Origin of the sequence: Agromyces italicus DSM 16388 (genome assembly GCF_000421545.1) — a bacterium.
GTDB lineage: Bacteria > Actinomycetota > Actinomycetes > Actinomycetales > Microbacteriaceae > Agromyces > Agromyces italicus.
On the sequence record NZ_ATXF01000005.1, the window covers coordinates 715850 to 734553 of the forward strand.

General features: G+C 72.4%; 18 protein-coding genes. 10 read left to right on the forward strand and 8 right to left on the reverse strand.

Annotated elements, in window-relative coordinates; genetic code table 11:
* On the reverse strand, positions 1–1386 hold the full coding sequence (locus H516_RS21270; protein WP_022889161.1) for an HNH endonuclease signature motif containing protein: 1386 nt from the start codon (positions 1384–1386) through the stop codon (positions 1–3).
* 169 nt (positions 1387–1555) lie between these two features.
* On the opposite strand from H516_RS21270, the gene H516_RS22035 reads away from it, so the two are divergent.
* Positions 1556–1933 carry a YciI family protein gene (locus H516_RS22035; RefSeq protein WP_022889162.1) on the forward strand — a complete coding sequence of 126 codons (378 nt, stop codon included), beginning with the start codon at positions 1556–1558 and terminating at the stop codon, positions 1931–1933.
* 5 nt (positions 1934–1938) lie between these two features.
* Here H516_RS22035 and H516_RS0107790 read toward each other — a convergent pair whose 3' ends face one another.
* Both H516_RS0107790 and H516_RS19055 read right to left on the reverse strand, forming a co-directional pair.
* Positions 1939–2442, reverse strand: coding sequence for a MarR family winged helix-turn-helix transcriptional regulator (locus H516_RS0107790; protein WP_022889163.1), 504 nt, complete (start codon positions 2440–2442; stop codon positions 1939–1941).
* 53 nt (positions 2443–2495) lie between these two features.
* On the reverse strand, positions 2496–3107 hold the full coding sequence (locus tag H516_RS19055; RefSeq protein WP_245561750.1) for a GIY-YIG nuclease family protein: 612 nt from the start codon (positions 3105–3107) through the stop codon (positions 2496–2498).
* 153 nt (positions 3108–3260) lie between these two features.
* Between H516_RS19055 and H516_RS19060 the strand changes: the two genes are divergently transcribed.
* From H516_RS19060 to H516_RS0107810, 3 genes are read left to right on the forward strand one after another with little or no spacing between them, the layout of a single operon-like run.
* Positions 3261–3932 (forward strand): hypothetical protein, encoded by a 672-nt coding sequence (locus H516_RS19060; RefSeq protein ID WP_022889165.1) that lies wholly within the window; start codon positions 3261–3263, stop codon positions 3930–3932.
* Positions 3933–3956: 24 nt separating this feature from the next.
* Positions 3957–4766: a CPBP family intramembrane glutamic endopeptidase gene (locus H516_RS0107805; protein ID WP_022889166.1), complete on the forward strand. Its 810-nt coding sequence runs from the start codon at positions 3957–3959 to the stop codon at positions 4764–4766.
* 5 nt (positions 4767–4771) lie between these two features.
* On the forward strand, positions 4772–5383 hold the full coding sequence (locus tag H516_RS0107810; RefSeq protein ID WP_026378556.1) for a DUF1349 domain-containing protein: 612 nt from the start codon (positions 4772–4774) through the stop codon (positions 5381–5383).
* Positions 5384–5426: 43 nt separating this feature from the next.
* On the opposite strand, the gene H516_RS0107815 is transcribed toward H516_RS0107810, so the two are convergent.
* Positions 5427–6743, reverse strand: a complete 1317-nt coding sequence (locus H516_RS0107815) for an FAD-binding oxidoreductase (protein ID WP_022889168.1) — start codon at positions 6741–6743, stop codon at positions 5427–5429.
* 125 nt (positions 6744–6868) lie between these two features.
* On the opposite strand from H516_RS0107815, the gene H516_RS0107820 reads away from it, so the two are divergent.
* The gene (locus H516_RS0107820) at positions 6869–7477 is read left to right on the forward strand and encodes a dihydrofolate reductase family protein (protein ID WP_026378558.1); all 609 of its coding nucleotides are present in this window, start codon (positions 6869–6871) and stop codon (positions 7475–7477) included.
* Between the two features lie 64 nt (positions 7478–7541).
* Here H516_RS0107820 and H516_RS0107825 read toward each other — a convergent pair whose 3' ends face one another.
* The 3 genes from H516_RS0107825 to pdxR all read right to left on the reverse strand — a co-directional run bounded on the left by H516_RS0107825 (position 7542) and on the right by pdxR (position 12065).
* A complete protein-coding gene (locus H516_RS0107825) occupies positions 7542–9785 on the reverse strand; it encodes a S9 family peptidase (protein ID WP_022889170.1) in 2244 nt (747 codons plus the stop codon).
* A 227-nt stretch (positions 9786–10012) separates the two neighbouring features.
* Positions 10013–10408: a hypothetical protein gene (locus H516_RS22695; RefSeq protein ID WP_022889171.1), complete on the reverse strand. Its 396-nt coding sequence runs from the start codon at positions 10406–10408 to the stop codon at positions 10013–10015.
* A gap of 115 nt (positions 10409–10523) precedes the next feature.
* On the reverse strand, positions 10524–12065 hold the full coding sequence (gene pdxR, locus H516_RS0107835) for a MocR-like pyridoxine biosynthesis transcription factor PdxR (protein ID WP_022889172.1): 1542 nt from the start codon (positions 12063–12065) through the stop codon (positions 10524–10526).
* A gap of 78 nt (positions 12066–12143) precedes the next feature.
* Between pdxR and H516_RS0107840 the strand changes: the two genes are divergently transcribed.
* The 5 genes from H516_RS0107840 to H516_RS0107860 all read left to right on the forward strand — a co-directional run bounded on the left by H516_RS0107840 (position 12144) and on the right by H516_RS0107860 (position 18014).
* Complete coding sequence (locus H516_RS0107840; RefSeq protein ID WP_022889173.1) at positions 12144–12827, forward strand: pyridoxamine 5'-phosphate oxidase family protein; 684 nt, start codon at positions 12144–12146, stop codon at positions 12825–12827.
* A 101-nt stretch (positions 12828–12928) separates the two neighbouring features.
* Entirely contained in the window at positions 12929–13117 is a 189-nt protein-coding gene (locus tag H516_RS0107845) for a hypothetical protein (RefSeq protein WP_157432181.1), read from the forward strand.
* Complete coding sequence (locus tag H516_RS0107850; RefSeq protein WP_022889175.1) at positions 13114–16194, forward strand: helix-turn-helix transcriptional regulator; 3081 nt, start codon at positions 13114–13116, stop codon at positions 16192–16194. The genes H516_RS0107845 and H516_RS0107850 overlap by 4 nt, the downstream gene beginning before the upstream one ends.
* 548 nt (positions 16195–16742) lie before the next feature.
* Positions 16743–17468, forward strand: coding sequence for a tyrosine-protein phosphatase (locus H516_RS0107855; RefSeq protein WP_084620453.1), 726 nt, complete (start codon positions 16743–16745; stop codon positions 17466–17468).
* A gap of 9 nt (positions 17469–17477) precedes the next feature.
* Entirely contained in the window at positions 17478–18014 is a 537-nt protein-coding gene (locus H516_RS0107860) for a GNAT family N-acetyltransferase (protein ID WP_022889177.1), read from the forward strand.
* Positions 18015–18052: 38 nt separating this feature from the next.
* Here H516_RS0107860 and H516_RS19065 read toward each other — a convergent pair whose 3' ends face one another.
* Positions 18053–18703 (reverse strand): PfkB family carbohydrate kinase, encoded by a 651-nt coding sequence (locus tag H516_RS19065; protein ID WP_022889178.1) that lies wholly within the window; start codon positions 18701–18703, stop codon positions 18053–18055.
* Between the last annotated feature and the right edge of the window lies 1 nt (position 18704).

Here is an 18704-nt window from a genome sequence, read left to right on the forward strand (position 1 = left end):
TCAGAAGGGCGGCGGGTCGGTGTAGCTGCGGCCGGTGGGGCTGTGCCAGGTCACGGTGTCGTCGGCGTTCTTGGTCTGGCGGAACCGGGTGCTGTGTTTCAGGCGATGGTCGCCCCGGCAGGCGGGGCAGAGGTTCTCGGGGTTCGAGAGACCCCCGTGCTGCCAGTCGTGGAGGTGGTCGAGGTCGGCGCTGACCGCGAGTCGATTGCAGCCGGGCCTGGTGCATCGGCCGTGGACGAGGGCGAGCCAACGGCGTTGCTCGTTCGTCGGCCGGTATCTCGTGCGATCGAGGGCGAGGGGCGCCGCGGTGATCGGGTCGATCGCGAGCCGGAGGAACGAGGGTGCGTCGGCGAACAACTGCCGTGCGGTGGTGTCGTCGATCGGACCGACACCGTCGAGTTTCGCGACCTCGTCGCCGAGGCCGGCGGTACCGGTGAGGGTGAGGAGCGGCACGGTGACGATGATCTCGGTGCGCGCCCCGGTCGGGGTGCCCGCGCCGGTGAGCCAGCCCGTCGCGGTGTCGGCGCGGAGCTGCTCGAGGGTGCGAACCTCGCCGGGGGCGCCGGAATCACGACGGGCCGTCGCGTCGAGGCGCGCGGAGATCTTCGCCGCCTCGAGCTGCGAGGTGTAGAGACTCACCCACGCCATGCCGTCGTCGACGTGCTCGACGACGACACGCCGTTGCGCGTAGGCACGGGCGAGGCGGGCTTCGAGCCGGTCGCGTTCGAGTCGGGCGAGCATGGTGCGGGCCCGCTGCCGGAACCTGGTCGTCGTGACGGTGCCGATCACCGCCGCGAGTTCTTCGTCGAGTTCGGCCAGGCGTGCGTCGCCGGGTGCGAACCCGGCTGCGGCATCGACGGCGACCCGGGCGTCGGTGTACGAGGCGGCGCCGGCCGCGAAGCGCGCCCACACCTCTGGAAGGCGGTCGTGCAGCACAGCGGCCTCGTGCGCGCGGTTTCGGATCGTGCCGACCGGGACGTGCAGCCGCATCGAGAGTTCGGTCGCTGCGGCACGCACCGCGAGTTCGGCGGCGTCGGGTGCGCCGAGCTGACCGGCCCGGAGGTACACGGCGGGGTTGCGGGCCGCGAGATCGAGCGCGCGCCGAGTCGCGTCGAGCTGGGCCGCCATGGCCCGATTCACGGCGAACCAGGCCTGCTCCGCGCCATCCAGCTCGGAGCACAGCTCGGCGAACGCATCGACCGATGCGGCGATGCCGGCGAACTCGTACCCGGCATCGAGGGCGAACGGCGCGACGTCGAGGTCGGACGCGTCGAGCAGGTCGAGCGGATCGCGCCCGTCGAAAGCGCCCGACACGGCAGGGTCGATCTCGGCGAGCGGGTCGAGTCGGCTCGCCTCGGCCTCTCTCGTGTCGAACGTCTGTGCCATAGATCTATGCTCTCTCCACCCACCGACATCGTATTCAGCTTCGAATCGAGTCCACCGGGGTTCGCCGGCTGCGAACCGCTCTTGCGGCTGTTGTCGATCCGGGCCAGTGTCGTTCGACGTCCAGGTGAGGGCACCTTTCGATCGGTGCCCCTGACGAGAGGATCGAGCGATGACCCAGTACTTCCTGACCGTGCCCCACGACTCCGCCGACGAGCCGACCATGGCGTCGATGCAGGAGTTCGACCCCGCCGAACTCGAAGCCGTGATGGCGGCGGTCGGTGCCTTCAACACCGCCCTCGCAGAGGCGGGAGCCCTCGTCTTCGCCGGCGGCCTCACCCCGCCGTCGACCGCCAAGACCGTGGATGCCTCGTCGGGCACGCCGCGCGTCCTCGACGAGCCGTTCGTCGAAGCGTCGTCGTACGTCGGGGGGTTCTGGGTGATCGAGGCGCCCGACGAGCCGGCGGCGGTGGCGTGGGCCACCCGGGCGGCGACGGCGCTCGGCGGCCGCATCGAGGTGCGGGCCCTGCAGGAGGCGCCCGAGGCGTAGCGCGGTCAGCCGCCGCGCTGCACGGCGGCGATGACCTCGGTGAGTCGGTCGCGGAGGGCGCCGAGTTCGTCGAGGCTCAGTCCGAGGCGGTCGACGACCTGCGGCGGGATCGACAGCGCTCGCTCGCGGAGCGCCCGCCCGCTCTCGGTGAGCGCGACGTCGAGGGTCCGCTCGTCGCGCGGGTTGCGGTGGCGGGTGACGTACCCCTGCGCCTCGAGGCGCTTGAGGAGGGGAGAGAGCGTCGCCGGTTCGAGCTGGAGCGCCTCGCCGAGGTCGCGCACGGTGCGCGGGCTGCGCTGCCAGAGCGCGAGCATGACGAGGTACTGCGGGTGGGTGAGCCCGAGCGGTTCGAGAATCGGTCGGTAGACGCCGATCACGCCTCGTGCGGCGACGGCCAGGGCGAAGCAGACCTGGTTCTCGAGGGCGAGCAGGTCGGGGGCGGGGTCGTCGACGGGCCGGGCGGATGCCTCGGGGCCCGCGACTGCCGCGGATGCATTGTGCTCGGTCATGGGGTTCCATTATGACTCGTGGGCTATCTGTTCGTACACGAAGGAACCGCCGTTCAGTCGCGGGACGGCCGCGCCAGTCGTCGGCTCACCCAGCGGGCGTACTGCGACCACGGGTCATCCACCCCATCGGAGAGCCCAGCGATGTGCTCGAGCAGCGCCTCGTGCACCTCGAACCACTCGGTGCCTGCGCCGCGGAACGCGGCGAACTGCTCGTGCCGGGCCCGCTCGAGCAGGCGGCCGCCCCGCTCGAAGGCGAGCACCTCGTCGTGCGGCAGGCTCGCGACCCGCCGCCGCGGATTCGCCGAGGTGCCGATCTTCACCCGGTCGCGAGAGCGGAGGTAGTAGACGACCTCGACGGGATCGTCGTCGAGCGTGCGATCGGGCAGTTCGCCGTAGCGCCACTCGCACTCGGCGCAGATCCAGCCGCTCGGGTAGCGCACGCCCACCCGTGAACCGCAGGCTGGGCACGGGCCGGGCAGCAGGTCGGTCGCACCCACCTCGCGCTCGACCCAGTCATGGGCGACGAGCAGGTGCCCGGCGCAGAGCGGCAGCGGTGCGGCAGGCTGCGCCGGATTCGGGCACGCCCCGCCGTCGTCGTCGACGAGCCCGCAGCGTCGCGCGCCGTGCGCTCCGCCGCGCCCTCCGTCGATCGCCATGGCCGTCATCCGGGCAGGCTACGCCCGACCGGTGACACCCGCGCCGCGGCATCCACCCCGCGGCATCCACCCCTGCTCGCCGGGCGCCGCGTCGGCCACCCGCGATAGGCTCGTTCTCCGACGCCGATCGGCGTCGGACATCGACGTTCACGGGGTGGAACCATGCCGTTCTGGGGCAAGAAGCGGGCGAAGCGGCGATTCAAGCCGTTCGACCGCAGTGCCCTTCCCGACGTCACCCCGCCGACCTTCGACGAGATGCTCGCCGAAGGCCTGCTCGTCGCCGAGTCCGCCGGCCGCATGGCTCTGCGCAACCGCTTCGTCATGCACGCCCTGCGCGGCGACGAGCCCTTCGACGCCGAGCGCGCAGCGGCCGCGGCGCGCGAGGTGCTCTACGAGCTGGTGCAGGAGGCCGACGAGGTCGCCGAACGCACCGCCGAAGACCGCGCCGCCGCCGCGCGCCGCGAGGGCCGGGCCTCGAACGAACACGATTACCGACGGGCGGATGCCGCGAACCTCCGTCGGCGCGAACAGGTCTACGCCGCCGTGGCGAAAGAACTCTGGACCAGGCGCGGCGACTCCGAGTACCTCGCCGCCTTCGCCGAGCGGGCCCGCGCCGAGGCGTGGGACGACGTCGCCGGGGCGATCGATGCGCGTCTCGCGCGCGAATGGGGCGGCGGCTGGCCCGAGATCGAGGTCGACGAGGAGTACGAGGCCGAGCGCGAGGCGAGGTTGGCCGGGCTACTGCTCGACCTCGACGACGATCTGCGTGCGGCTGAGCGCGAGCGCGAGCGGCGCGCGGAGGAGAACGACCCGTTCCGGGGGTTCGTGGGCTGACCTGGGGGCATTGCGAGGGGCCGAATGACGAACGAGACGTCCTGCGCACGGCGGCGCATCCGCCCGCTCACCGACCGCGACCGGTTCGGGACGGCGATCGAGCGGCGCGACGGCGCCGACTTCCCGTTCTACGACGGGGTGCCGATCGAGCTCACGATCTGGCGCTGGCTCGTGGTCTGGGCGGCGTGCATCGCGGGATTCCTCGTGCTGACCTTCTTTCCGCAGCCCGGCAACGTGGTGGCGATCGTGCCGCGCACGCTCTTCGTCGCGATCCCGCTCGCCGTGCTCGCACTCGTCGCGGGACGCCACTGGACGGCCTTGTTCCGGCGGGTGGGGTGGCGCGAACTGCTTGCGATGGTGTTCTTCGCCGTGCTGAACATCGTCGTCACCGTCACGGTCGGCGCGATCGTGTCGATGCTGTTCCGGGTGAGCCCCAACACGACCATCGCCGCCGCAGGCGATGCCGGGGGAGTCGACACCATCGCCCTGTTCGTGGGCAGCGGCATCCAGCTCGTCGGCGAAGAGGTGTTCACCCTGCTGCCGTTCCTCGCGGTGCTGTACCTGCTCTTCGCGAAGGGCGGCCTCTCGCGGAAGACCGCGGTGGTGCTGGCATGGGTCGCCTCTGCCCTGTGGTTCGGGGCGGCGCACCTGCCGACCTACGACTGGAACGCCGCGCAGGCGTTCCTCGTCATCGGCTCGGCGCGCATCGCCTTCACGCTCGCGTTCATCCGCACGAAGAACCTGTGGGTCGCGGCCGGCGCGCACATCCTGAACGACTGGGTGTTCCTCACGGTGGCGGTGGCCGGGCTCGCCGGCGGGGCCGCGCTAACGTGATCCCCATGTCTGCGCGCGCGATGGAGTGGAACGACGGCCGATGGACGAGGGAGCCCGCGTCGACCCGAGTCGACGGCGACACGCTCGTCGTCACCGCCGTCGAGGCCAGCGACTACTGGCGCACCACCCACTACGGCTTCGTGCACGACGACGGCCACGGGTTGCTCGCCGACTGGCCGGCCGGGAGCGCGTTCGAGGTGAGCTTCGACGCGTCGGCGCTCACCGGTCTCTACGACCAGGCCGGCATCCTGCTGTTCGCGGGTGACGAGCTGTGGGTGAAGGCAGGCCTCGAGGTCTCCGACGGGGTGCTGCACCTCGGGGCGGTCGTCACCGACGGCGTCAGCGACTGGTCGATGGCGCCCGTGCCCGAGTGGGTGGGCGAGGTCGTCACCATCCGTGCGAGCCGAGGCGGGGTCGCCGGCGACGCGATCACCCTGCGCGCCCGAACCGCGACGAGCGGGTGGCGCACCCTGCGCGTCGCCCCGTTCACCGGCGGAGCGGCGCAGGCCGGGCCCATGATCTGCGCGCCGATGCGAGCCGACCTCGCCGTGCGGTTCACCCGCTGGGTGCTCACCGACGGCGATGTCGACCTGCACGAGGACCCGCCGTTGGGTTGAGGCTGGGGCCTGCCCGCCCGCGGGCGGGCCGAGCCCCGTCGTCTCACGCCGGCCTGATGTTGTGGTTGCGCCGGAACGAGTTGCCCGGATCGACCTCGGCTTTCACCCGCCGCAGCCGCTCGAGCGTCGCCGGCGGGTACATCGAGGCCGTGATCTCGTCGCTGCGGTTCGCCTCGAAACCGCCGTACGAGCCGGTCGTGGACGCGAGCGCCGCATCGCTGCCGGCCTTCACGGCCGCGACGAGCTCGGGCTCGGCGTCGGCCGGCAGCACGCCGTTGACGACGACGAGTGCCTCGGCCCCGCGATGGGCGATCGCGGTCGCATCGGCATCGACCCTCGAGAACGCACCCCCGAGCGCCCGCAGCAGCGCCATCGTCGGTACGTCGCGGGCGTACGCGGCCGCAACCGCCTCGAGCAGTTCGTCGGTGAGCTCTGGCGCGAAGCCGTTGCCGCCGACGAACTGGAACGGCGGCCGGCCGGGCGGGGCGTCTTCGAGCAGATCGCCGTAGGCGATCGGCGCGAGGTCGACCTTCGTGACCGAGGGGAGCGCGAGCAGCGGTGCGAGCAGTTCGTGCAGTTCGCCCTCGGAGCCGCGGAGGGCGATGCCGGCCTGCAGGCCGCCGGGCATCTCGGGCCCCATCGGGGGCATGAGCATGATCGTCGAGTTGAACTCGTCGCCGCCGGCCCGCATCACCTCGCGCCACGACCGCAGCACGGTCGGCACCTCGCTGCGGTCGAAGTGGATCGACCCCCCGACGAGCCCGTCGACGGGGCTCGCCTGCACGGTGAACCGGGTGACGACGCCGAAGTTGCCGCCGCCGCCGCGGAGCGCCCAGAAGAGCTCGGGGTGCGACTCGGAGTTCACGGTGAGCACCTCGCCCGCCGCGGTGACGAGCTCGACCTCGCGGAGCGCGTCGATCGTGAGGCCGTAGGTGCGGACGAGCCAGCCGATGCCGCCGCCGAGCAGGAGCCCGCCGACGCCCACCTGACGGGTGTCGCCCGAGCTGATGCCGAGGCCGCGCGGCGCGAGCGCCGCCGCGACGTCGCCCCAGTGCGCGGCGGGGCCGAGGGTGGCGAGCCCGTCGTCGCCGACCTCGATCGTGTCGAACTCCGCCAGGTCGATGACGAGGCCGTCGTCGACGGGGAGCTGGCCGTGCCCGCCGCTGCGGACGGCGATCGAGAGCCCGTCGGCCGCGGCATGCGCGACCGCGGCGGCGACCTCGTCGGCGGTGTGCGGCCGGACGACGGCCGCGGGTTCGCCGACGCCGGCGAAGACGGTGCGCCCCGCGTCGTACTCGGTGGTGCCGGGACCGTGCGCCCGGCCTGGGAGGTGCTCGCTCAGTTCTGTGAGAAGAGACATTTCGCCAGTCTTGCAGCGGCCTGCGACATCCGGAACGCTGCTCGCTCAGCGCGGAATCGATGCGCTCGCATGAGGCTCTCGAAGCTTCGTGGCGGGCGTCGGTGCCGCAGCGTAGTGTGCAGCGCATGACGTTCGACGACGGCCTCGTGACGGCCAATCTCTCGGTCTCGCTCGACGGCTTCGTCGCGGGCCCGAACCAGACGCTCGACGACCCGCTCGGCGAGGGCGGCGAGGCGGTGCACCGCTGGATGTTCGAGCAGCCCGACGAGGCGCAGCCGATCGTCGAGCAGATCCTCGCGCCGCGCGCCTACATCATGGGGCGCAACATGTTCGGCCCGATCCGAGGCGAATGGCCCGACGACGAATGGAAGGGCTGGTGGGGCCAAGACCCGCCCTACCACGGCCCCGTGTTCGTGCTCACGCACTACCCCCGCGAACCCGTCGAGATGGAGGGCGGCACGACGTTCCACTTCGTGACCACCGGCATCCACGACGCCCTCGCGCGGGCGCGCGCCGCCGTCGGCGGAGCAGGCCGCATCTCGGTCGCGGGCGGCGCGAGCACGGTGCGCCAGTACCTCGCCGCGGGGCTCATCGACCGCATCATCGTGAGCGTCTCGCCGATCATGCTCGGCTCGGGCGAGTGCCTGTTCGAGGGCCTCGACCTCGAGCTCACCCCGATCGACGTGCTCCAGACCGAGCTGGTCACGCACATCACCTACGACGTGCCGCGCTGAGGAGATGGGCCGGGTTTCGAGACGCGTCCTCCTCCGTCGGGCGCTCCTCTACCCGCCGACGGGGTCACTCCCCGCTCGGGTGCGCCCCCGCCGCGTCGATGAGCCAGGCGTACATGAAGGCGCGTTCGCGCCAGGCCGAGTATCGCCCCGACACCCCGCCGTGACCGGCCGCCATCTCGATCTTCAGCAGCGGGTCGGCGCCGACCTCGCGCAGCCGGGCCACCCATTTCGCCGGCTCGACGTAGAGCACCCGCGTGTCGTTGAGCGAGGTGACGGCGAGGATCGGGGGGTAGTGCCGGCCGCCGTGGGCGCCGTCGTGCACGTTCTCGAGCGGCGAGTACGACTTCATGTACGCGTACACCTCCTCGTCGTCGAGCGGGTTGCCCCACTCGTCCCACTCGATGACCGTCAGCGGCAGCGAGGGGTCGAGGATCGAGGTCAGCGGGTCGACGAACGGCACGTCGGCGAGGAACCCCGAGAAGTACTTCGCCGCGAGGTTCGCGACCGCGCCGACGAGGAGGCCGCCGGCGCTGCCGCCGTGCGCGACGAGCCGGTCGGACGCCGTGATCTCCTCGTCGATCAGGTGGCGGGCGACGGCGGCGAAGTCGGTGAAGCTGTTGCGCTTCTCGAGCTTCTTGCCGTGCTCGTACCAGAGCCGGCCCATCTCGCCGCCGCCGCGCACGTGCGCGACGGCGAACACCATGCCGCGGTCGAGCAGCGACAGCCGGGGGATGGCGAAGCCCGGGTCGACCGAGTACTCGTAGGCGCCGTAGCCGTAGAGCAGCGTCGGTGCCGGCTCGCCGAGGGTCACGAGGTCGTGCCGGTAGACCAGTGAGATCGGAATGCGGGTGCCGTCGTCGGCGACCGCCCACTCACGGCGCTGCGCGTAGCGGGCGGGGTCGTAGTCGCCGAGCACGGCCTGGCGCTTGCGCAGCTTGCGCTCGCCCGTCGCGACGACGAGGTCGAGCACGGTCGAGGGCGTCACGAAGCTCGTGTAGCCGAGGCGCAGGGTGGGCTGCGCCCAGTCGGGGTTGCCGCCGAGGCCGACCGAGAACAGCTCCTCGTCGAAGGCGAGCTCGTGCAGGGTGTCGTCGGGCTCCGGGTTTCGAGACGCGTCCTCCTCCGTCGGGCGCTCCTCAACCCGCTCGACCTCCGTCTCGCGGTTTCGAGACGCGTCCTCCTGCGTCGGGCGCTCCTCAACCCGCTCGACCGACGTCGCCACCTTCGCGATCGCGACCCGCGGCAGCCCGTCACGGCGGTACTCGAGCGCCACGAAGTCACGGAATCCGTCGACCCCCTCGATGCGCACCTCTGGGTTGTGCGGCAGCAGCATGCGGCGCGGACCCTGCGGGTCGTCGGCGGCGACCGAGACGAGTTCGAAGTTCACCGCCCCGTCGTTGTGCGTGATGAGCAGTCGATCCCTGCCTCCCGCGACGACGTGCTCGACGTCGTACTCGACGCCGTCCTTCCGCGGCCAGACGACGGCGAACGTCCCCGTCGGGTCCGAGGCATCCAGCAGCCGGGTCTCGCTCGTGATGTTCGAACCGGCCTCGATGACGAGGTACTTGCGGCTGCGGGTGAGGCCCACACCGAGCCAGAACCGCTCGTCGGGCTCGCTGAAGATCGCCACATCGGCGGATGCCTCGGTGCCGACCTCGTGCCGCCAGATGGTGTCGGGGCGCCAGGCCTCGTCGACCGTCGCGTAGAAGAGGTAGCGGCCGCTCGGGTCGAAGACGGCGCCCGCCGCGGTGTTCTCGATGACGTCGGAGAACTCGCGCCCCGAGGCATCCAGCGATCGCAGCCTGATCGTGTACCGCTCGTCGCCCTCGACGTCGACGGCGTAGAGCAGCGCGCGGCCGTCGGCCGTGAGGTCGAAGCTGCCGAGCGCGTAGAACTCGTGCCCCTCGGCCTCGACGTTGTCGTCGAGGAGGATCTGCTCACCGGGCAGCGGCGCGCCCGAGTCGTCGGTGACGGGCGGCTCCCAGTCGTCGGGGCCGGCCGCGGGCACCCGGCAGTGGATGGCGTACTGCTGCCCCTCGACGGTGCGGCTGTAGTACCACCAATCGCCCTCTCGAGCCGGCACCGAGAGGTCGGTCTCCTTCGTGCGGTGCTTGATCTCCTCGAAGATCTGCTCCTGAAGGATGGCGAGGTGCTCGGTGCGCGCCTTGGTGAAGGCGTTCTCCTCGTGGAGGTGGGCGAGCACCTCGGGGTCGTCCTTGTCGCGCAGCCACTCGTAGTCGTCGACGACGACGTCGCCGTGGTGCACGCGTTCGATCGGTCGCTTCTTCGGCACAGGTGGAGTCAGCACCCTCCCCACGCTACGTGCTCGCCCGCATTTCGGGAACGGCCCACCCCCGCCCGACGCCCCCCGTGGTTTCTCAGGAGCCCCCCGTGGTTTCTCAGGAGCAAACTGGCCGATTGGGGCGAATCGGCCGCCGAACGTCCTGAGAAACACCTGGCCCGGGCCCGCAGCTCCTGAGAAACAGGGGATCCGCCCGGGGCGACCCGATCGGGTGTCCCGATCGGGTGTCCTGATCAGGTGTCCTCTACGATCTCGGCGATCTCCCACTCCGAGCCGCCCTGGTGCCTGAGCACCCCGCGCACGCGGGTGCCGTCGCGCTCGGCCTGGAACGCGACCGCCGCGGGTTCGCCCGGGCCGACGACCTGCTCGGCCGAGAAGGTCGGCGAGTCGTAGCCGGCGGCGATGAGCGTCTCCCGGCGCTCGCCCTGGTCCCACGATCCGGGCATGACGCCGAACATCGCGGCGAAGGCGATGACGGCGATCAGGAAGATCCCCGAGCCGAGCTCGCGCACGGGCTTCGACCTCCGTCGTGTTCCGAGGCTCGACACGACGACGCCCGCCCCCGCGATCACGACGGGAATCGCGAGCGGCCACGGGTTCCACGGGGCGATGGTGACGATTTCGTTCATAGCGGATGCCTCGAACTCGGCCCGTCTTCGCACAGTCGAGGTTGACGACGTTGCCGGTGTTGACGGTCTCACCGCAATCATGCACCCGCGGATTCATCCGCAGCAAGCGCCCGCCTCACTCACGCCTGCCGGGGGCGAGGGTGTCGACGAGCGCCGCGCGGATGCGCGCGAGCCCTTCGCCCAGGAGGGCGTCGCCGACGCCGGCGTAGCCGAAGACGATCCCGCCCGGCCGTTCGCCTGGCACCGCCGAGTAGTCGGCGAGCGGCGCCACGCCGACGCCTTCTTCGGCGAGCCGGGCGACGATCGCGGCGGAAGCCTCGGCGTCGTGCAGTCCGACGACCGCGTGCAGGCCGCCGTCGAGTCCGCTGAGCGGTGCGCCGGGCAGTTCGCCGAGCACCGACTGCACCATGCGCCGACGGTGCGCGTAGTCACGCCGGGTGGCCGCGATGTGACGGCGCAGCGCTCCCGAGGCGAGGAACACCCGCATGGCCTCCTGGGCCGGACCGGCGACGGGGCACGGCTCGTCTGCTCGGATCCGGAGGACCGCGGCGCGCAGCGCGGGGTCGGCCGGCAGCACGAGGTAGCCGAGGCGCAGCCACGGGGTGAGCACCTTCGAGAAGCTGCCGACGAGCACGGTGCGCTCGGAGCTGCGCTCGGTGCCGGGCCCCGTGCGGCCGCCCGCGGCGCCGAGCCGGTCGAGCGAGGCGAGGGCGGGCAGCGGCGCGCCGAGATGGCGGAACTCGCTGTCGTAGTCGTCCTCGATGATGAGCGCCCCGGTCGCCCGCGCCCAGTCGATGAGTTCGAGCCTGGATGCCACGGGCAGCCGCCCGCCGAGCGGGTACTGGTGGCTCGGGGTGACCATGACGGCCTGCGGAGGGCGGGGCATCCGCCGCAGCGCGTCGAGGTCGAGGCCGTCGGCGTCGACCGGGAGTGGGGCGATCACCAGCCCCCGCCGCTCGAGCAGGCGTCGCGCCGAGGGGTAGCCGGGGTGCTCGACGGCGACGACGGGGGGCGCGCCGCCCGCTCCGCCGTCGTCGCGCGCGAGTTCGAGGAGCGCGGCGCCGAGGAGGCCCAACGCGTCGCTCGTGCCCGCGGTGACGACGAGGTCGTCGCTCGTGCAGCCGACCCCGCGGGCCTGCCTGAGGTGGTCGGCGATCTCGACGCGCAGCCCGGCGAGGCCCGCCCGCGGCGGCGACGACCGGGGGATCGGTGCGGCGGCGGCCCGCCGCCAGGCCGATCGCCAGGCGCGCTCGTCGATGCGGGCGGTCGACGGGATGCCGGGCAGCAGGTCGATGCGGAGGAGTGGGGGTTCGTCGCCGCGGGGGGCCTCGGGCCCGGTTCGGTCGCTCGGCCCCGCGACCGGCGACGGCGACGGCGAGAGCGAGGGTGCGGATGCCTCGGGCTCGACGACGAGCCGGGCCACCCGGGTCGGCGCGCCCTGGCGCAGTTCGAGGTAGCCCTCGCCGGCGAGCTGCTCGTACGCGGCGACGACCGAACTGCGCGAGACGCCGAGTTCGGCGGCGAGCGCCCGCGTGGAGGGCACGGGATCGCCGGGGGCGAGGAGCCCACCGAGGATGCCCCGACGGACGCCGTCGACGAGTCGGACGCCGATGGGAGCGCCGTCGCGAGGGTCGAGCACGAGCAGGGGACCGTCCACGGCTGCTCCTCACTGGACTGGTCGGAATCGCAGCAACTGGACTGCAGGTGTGGCCAGTGTACGTCCGAGACTCGAGCCATGACCACGATCGACACGTCCGCCGACCGCCAGGCACGACGCATCCGCCGCCTGCCCGAACGCCAGACCACCGACCGCGACGCCCTCTTCGAGCTGCTCGACGCCGAACTCGTCGGCCATCTCGCCGCGGTCGCCGACGGCCTGCCGATCGTCGTGCCGATGGGCTACGCCCGCATCGGCGAGGCGATCTACGTGCACGGTTCGACGGGCGGCGGCTTCGCCCTCCGCGCCGCAGCCGAACGGGCAACCGTCGCCTTCTCGGTCACCGCCCTCGACGGACTCGTCTTCGCGCGCTCGCTCTTCGACAGCTCGATGAACTACCGCAGCGCGGTCGCGTACGGCGTGCTCGACGAGGTCGGCTCCGACGAGGCGGATGCCGCGTTGCTCGCGCTCTCCGAACGGCTCATGCCCGGGCGCTCCGCAGAGGTGCGCGGGATGCGGCGCAAGGAGGTCGCGGCGACCCGGGTGCTCCGGCTCGCCCTGGACGACGTCGTCATGAAGGCGCGTGCGAACGGGGCATCCGAATCGCCCGACGACGGCGAGGATCACTCGCAGTGGGCGGGCGTCGTGCCGCTCGAACGCGTGTGGGGCGAACCGCAGCCCTCCGAACTGACCCCGACGGGTGCGCCCCTGCCCGAGTCGGTCCGCGCGTTGAGGGCGCGCCACGACCGCTCGCGCCTCTGAGGTGCCCCGGGCACGAAATAGGGCGATCGTCCGATGGGCCCGGGGCGCCTTAGCGAGCACCATCGAGACGTCAGATCGCACCGAAGACCGAAGGAATGATCATGCAGTACTCAGCAGAACTGCTCGCCGTACACACCCACGAGGCGAACCTGCTGCAGGCCGAGCGGCGCATCGCGCACCGCCGCGCAGCGGAGGAGCGTGCGGCCGTGAGCGAACCGGCAGGCCAGGCCGAGCCGGTCGCCCACCACCGTTCCTTCGGTCGCCGCGGCCTGCGTCCCGTCCTGCGGTGAGCGCCACGGCGGCGGCGCCCGCCGTGGCTCCCGCGGCGACGGCGGCCTCGCGGCGCCCCGAGACGCATGTCGGCGGCCCGTGGCACGATGAGATCGTGACCATGTCTGCAGCGGCCATGATCGGCCGCGGCGCCGACCTCTCGCGGCTCGACGAGCGCCTCGACGAGGTGCGCGCCGGCGCGCCGTTCACGGTGATCGTCGGGGGCGAGGCCGGCATCGGCAAGACCCGCCTCATCAGCGAGTTCCAGCAGCGGCTGCCGAGTGACGTGCGGCTGCTCGCGGGCCAGTGCGTCGACCTCGGCAGCGTGGCCGCGCCGTACGCACCGGTCAAGACGGCGCTGCGGGCGCTCGTCGCCGACGTCGGCGCGGCTCCCGTGCTCGAGGCGGTCGGGCCGGGGCGGGCGGCGCTCGTCGCGCTGCTGCCCGAGCTCGCCGCGGAGTCGGGCGAGGTCGGGGTGCCGGGGGCCGGCATCGCCGCGGGCCAGCTGCACGAGGGCATCGCGGTGCTCCTCGAGACCTTCTCTCGTGAGCGGCCGATCGTGTTCGTGATCGAAGACCTCCACTGGATCGACGCGGCGAGTCTCGCATTGCTGCGCTTCCTGCTGCGCGCCCTCGGCTCGAGCCGAGTGCTCACCGTGCTCAGCTACCGCACCGAAGACGTCACCCGCGGCCACCCCGTCCGCGCGTTCCTCTCCGAGGCCGAGCGCGACCGCTGGGTCGAGCGCCTCGAACTCGGGCGGCTTTCGAAGGGGCAGGTCAAGCGGCTCGTGAAGTCGCTCGTCGTCGACGAGGCGCCGAACGACCGGGTGCTCGAGACGGTCTTCCGGCGCAGCGACGGAATCCCCTTCTTCGTCGAAGAACTCGTCGGCATCGACGGCTGCCGCGACGAGGGCTTCGTCCCCGACACCCTCCGCGAGCTGCTCCTCGCCCGTTACGAGCGGCTGCCCGAGTCGGCGCAAGAACTGTTGCGCCTCATCTCGACGGGCGGGGTGCGGGTCTCGCACGGCCTGCTCTCCGAGGTGTACCGGGGCGACGACGCCGAGCTCGACGCGGCCGCACGCCAGTGCGTGCACTACGGCGTCCTCACGATCGACGGCGACGACTACTCCTTCCGGCATGCGCTCGTGCGCGAGGCGATCCTCGACGATCTGCTGCCGGGCGAGCGCGCCCGGTTCCACGCCCGATATGCCGAGGCCTATGAGGCCGCCGCCGGGGCCGGCTCGCGCCGCCTCGCCGCCGAGATCTCGTACCACTGGCTCGGTGCGCACAACGCGACCCGCGCCTTCCCGGCGACACTCCAGGCCATGCGCGAGGCCCGCGCCGCGGCCGCCTACGCGACCGCGGCCCATTTCGGCGAACGCGCACTCGAACTGTGGGACGTGGTTCCCGACCCCGAGACCGCAGCCGGCATGGGCAAGCTCGAGCTCATGGGCCGCACGGCCTCGCACCTGCGCAACGCGGGCGAGGTCGAGCGCGGGCTCGCGCTCGTGAAGGCCGCGCTCGCCGAATGCCCGCGCGACGATCCGCAGTACCCGCGGTTCCTCCGAGACAAGGCGCTCTACCTCGCGGCGATCGGCAAGCCCGGATCGATCCCGCTCCTCGAAGAGGGGCTCGAGGTGCTCGGCGACGACGGCGACCCCGAGATCAAGGCGGGGTCGCTCGCGACGCTCGCCGGCCGACTCATGATCGAGGGGCGCATGGCCGAAGCGATCGAGACGGCCGAGCAGGGTCTCGCCGTCGCGCTCGAATACGACCTGCCGCGCTCGGCCTCGATCTCGATGAACATCGCGGCCGTCAGCCACGCTGTGGGCGGCGAGGTCGAGCGCGGGCTCGAGATGCTCGCCGAGGCCCGCGAGCTCGCTGAGGGCGACGGGGCCGCACTCCTGCGTTACTGGGTCAACTCCTCCGACATCGCGTACCTCATCGGCGACTACACCGAGGCGGTGCGTCTCGCCGAAGACGGCCTCGGAAGGGCACGCGCCCAGGGCGTCGAGCGCAGCAGCGGCGTGCTGCTCGCCTCGAACGCGGTCGACCCGCTCTTCGCGCTCGGCGAATGGGAGCGCGGCGGCGAGATCATCGAGCGGGCGCTGTCGCTCGACCCGCCGGTGCCGTTCACCGTCTACCTGCAGCGCGCCCGCATCTGGTCGATGCTGTGGCGCGGCGATCCTGCCGGCGCGGCCGAGGCGCTGCGTCGGGTCCGGCCGATGATGGCGGGCGTCCAGGCGGTCGAGATGCAGACCCGCCTCGCGGTCGGGCAGATGGCGGCCGAGGTCGCACTCGCGAACGACGATCTCGCGGGGGCCTGGGGCGAGATCCGCGGCATGCTCCATGAAGAGCACCCGCTGCATGCCGGCTACGCCCACCCGGGCTTCTGGGTCGCCGCTCGCATCGTCGCCGCGATCGCCGCGCGCCCGCATGCGGTGCCAGAGGGTGTCGCGGCCGAGGCGGAGGGGGCGGTGGCCGAGATCCACCGACTGCTCGACGCGGCGTCGTTCTGGCCGCACCACGAGATCTGGGTCGCCCTGGTCGGGGCCGAACTCGCCGAGGCGTCCGAGGGGGCGGGCGCCCAGGTTCCGGGCACCAACGCGGTCGCCTGGCGGCGAGCGGTCGACGCGACCGAACGCGGGGGCGTCCCCGGGTACCTCCACCCCTACGCACTCTTGCGACTCGCCGAGGCCGAACTCGCCGAGGCCGACCGCTCGGCGGCGAAGGCGACGCTGCAACTCGCGCTCGACCGCGCCGAGGCCGCCGGGGTCACCGCCGTTCGCGAGCGGGTCGAACGCGTCGCGGCGTCCGCGGCGATCGCGCTCGACGGGGCGCATCGCCCGGTCGGCGGCGACGTGGCGGGCATCGCCGGCGCCGCGGCATCCGACGCCGATGCCGCCGCGACCGCCGAACTCACCGCGCGCGAACGCCAGGTGCTCGGCCTCATCGCCGAGGGGCTCAGCAATCGCCAGATCGGCGAGCGGCTCTTCATCAGCGGTAAGACGGCCTCGGTGCACGTCTCGGCGATCCTGCGCAAGCTCGGCGCCGCGACCCGCACCGAGGCGGCGTACCGCGCGGGCGCGCTGCGCTGAGCGGATCGTCGGCGCGGTCGACTGGCCGCGACGCCGAGTCCTGCCGTCCGCACACGCGCTCCGACTGCCCCGATCGCCTGATCGCGCGGGCGCCCGATCGCCCGATCGCGCGGGCGCTTGGAGCGCTTCAGGCAGCGACGGACGGTTCCCGGCGGACGGCACGGCCGCCCGAGACCCGGTACGTCGGGCGGGCCGTGGAGCGGGCGACCCCGTCGCGCCGACTACGTCACTGATATGCGGGTGGTATCGGCGGTCGGCGAGATCGATCGCGGGTCGCGAGGCGATACCGCTCGCGTATCAGTGACGTAATGGTCGACACTCGTACTCCTGGCGGTCGGGGAAGTCGATCGCGGGTCGTGAAGCGATACCGCTCGCGTATCAGTGACGTAATGGTCGACACTCGTACTCCCGGCGTTCGCCCTTCGCGACACTCGCGCTTCGCGCGGCACGCCTTCGCGCAGACCGGTGAACCTGCGGCGCAGGAGTGGTGATCCGACGGGGGCGGCGCCGGGTCGTGCGCGCGAATCGGGTCCGGTAGCGTCGAGCCCATGACGCGTCGTATGGGCTGGGCCGGGCTTCCGAACACCTGGGATCTCGGCGGACTCGACGGTGCACGCGGCACGATCCGTCGGGGGCGCATCTATCGTTCGGCGCTGCTCGACGGCCTCGACGCGGCGGGGCGCGCCGAGCTCTACGACGAGGGCGTGCGCACCATCATCGACCTCCGCAACGACGACGAGGTCGGTGCGGTGATCGACGCACCGTTCACGAGGTACCACCGCCCGATCGAAGACCAGTCCGACGCCGAGTTCATGGCCAGATGGCCCCGGCTCGACACGCCCGGCTACTACTCCGAGGTGCTCGAACGCTGGCCCGAACTCGTGGCGGCGGTGTTCGGCGATCTCGCCGAGGCAAGCGCCGAGGCGAGCGCCGGAGCAGGCCCTGGCGCCGAGGCGGGAGTCGGCGCGGTCCTCTTCCACTGCGCCCACGGCCGCGACCGCACGGGCATGATCACTGCGATGCTGTTGCAGCTGTGCGAGGTCGACCGGGGTGCGATCGTCGCCGACTACCTCGCCGCAGTCCGCGCGATCGCTGAGCACACCGCGGTCATCGGCGGCGAGGCGGCCGCCGATGACGGGTCGGGTGAGCTCGATTCGCGCCGGGTGCGCGAACTGGGCGAGTTCCTCGACGGCCTCGACGTCGCCGAGTTCCTGCTCGACAACGGACTCTCCGCATCCGATCTCGTGCGCGTTCGCGCGCGCCTCCTCGACTGAGATCAGGCCATGACGACGCATTCCGACGAAGCCGGCCGGAGCGGTGTCGCGCCGTTCGTCCGCACAGCGCGACCCGACGACGCGCTCGGCATCGCCAGGATGCACTGGGAGAGCCACCAGGCGACCTACATCGAATCGGGTCTCGTCACGCGCGAGCGCATCGAGGCGTGGACCCTCGACCAGCGCATCGAGGGGTGGAGCAGGGTGCTCGACGACGCCACCTCCCCGGCGCGCACGGTCGTCGTCGCCGTCGAAGGCGAGCGGATTCTCGGCTTCGCCGACGCCCGCGCCGTCGATCTCGCCCTCGAGCCCGATGCCCCGCGCGACCTCGAACTGAAGGGGTTGTACCTGCTCGGGGCGCGCCAGGGCTCAGGGCTCGGCCAGGCGCTGCTCGACGCCGCGATCGGCGACCGGCCCGCCTACCTGTGGGCGATGGCCGGCGAGACGAGGGCTCGGGCCTTCTACCGTCGGAACGGCTTCGAACCCGACGGCACCGAAGCGCCGTTCGAGCCCTGGGACGTCATGACCGTTCGGCTCGTCCGCTGACGCGGTCGACGGCCGGCGACCCGAACACGGCGGCCGCCTCAGCTGCCTCGCTCGGTCGGCGACTGCGCTGATCGCGGCGCGGGCCGACCGGGCCGTGCTGCCGTGGCGAGGGTCGTCATCGCGGCTTCGAGCGCGTCGTCCCACGCCTGGGTCGAGCCCCTCGAAACGCCGTGAGCGAGAAGGTGCGCGACCGCGGCGACGGTGTCGACCGGCTGTCGCGGGTCGCCGTCGACGAGCAGCCGGGCCTCGGGGCGTTCGACCGCGGCGACGAGTTCGTCGAATCGGGCGTCGTTCGCGAAAGCGAACGCGCTCACGACGACGAGGTCGGCGACGGCGATCGCCGCTCGCGTCTTATCGAAGCGGATGCCGCGGGCAGCCGTCTGCTCGGGTGCGGCGACCTCCTCGGATCGGACGCTGCGACGGCCGTCGCGACGATCGACGACCACCCGTGCCGTGCCGTGCACCGCACCGCCGGAGACGAGGCGCACGCCGAAGTCGTGCAGCACGGAGCGGATTCGTTCACCGTCTCGGTCGTCGCCGATCGCTGCGACGAGCGTCGCCTCGTCGCCGAGGACCGCGAGCCCGATCGCCGCATCGACGCCGCGGCCGCCCACGAACTCTCGCGAGCCGCGCCCATCGCGGTGCACCTCGACGTGCGCATCGCCGACGACCGTCACGCGCACGCGCACG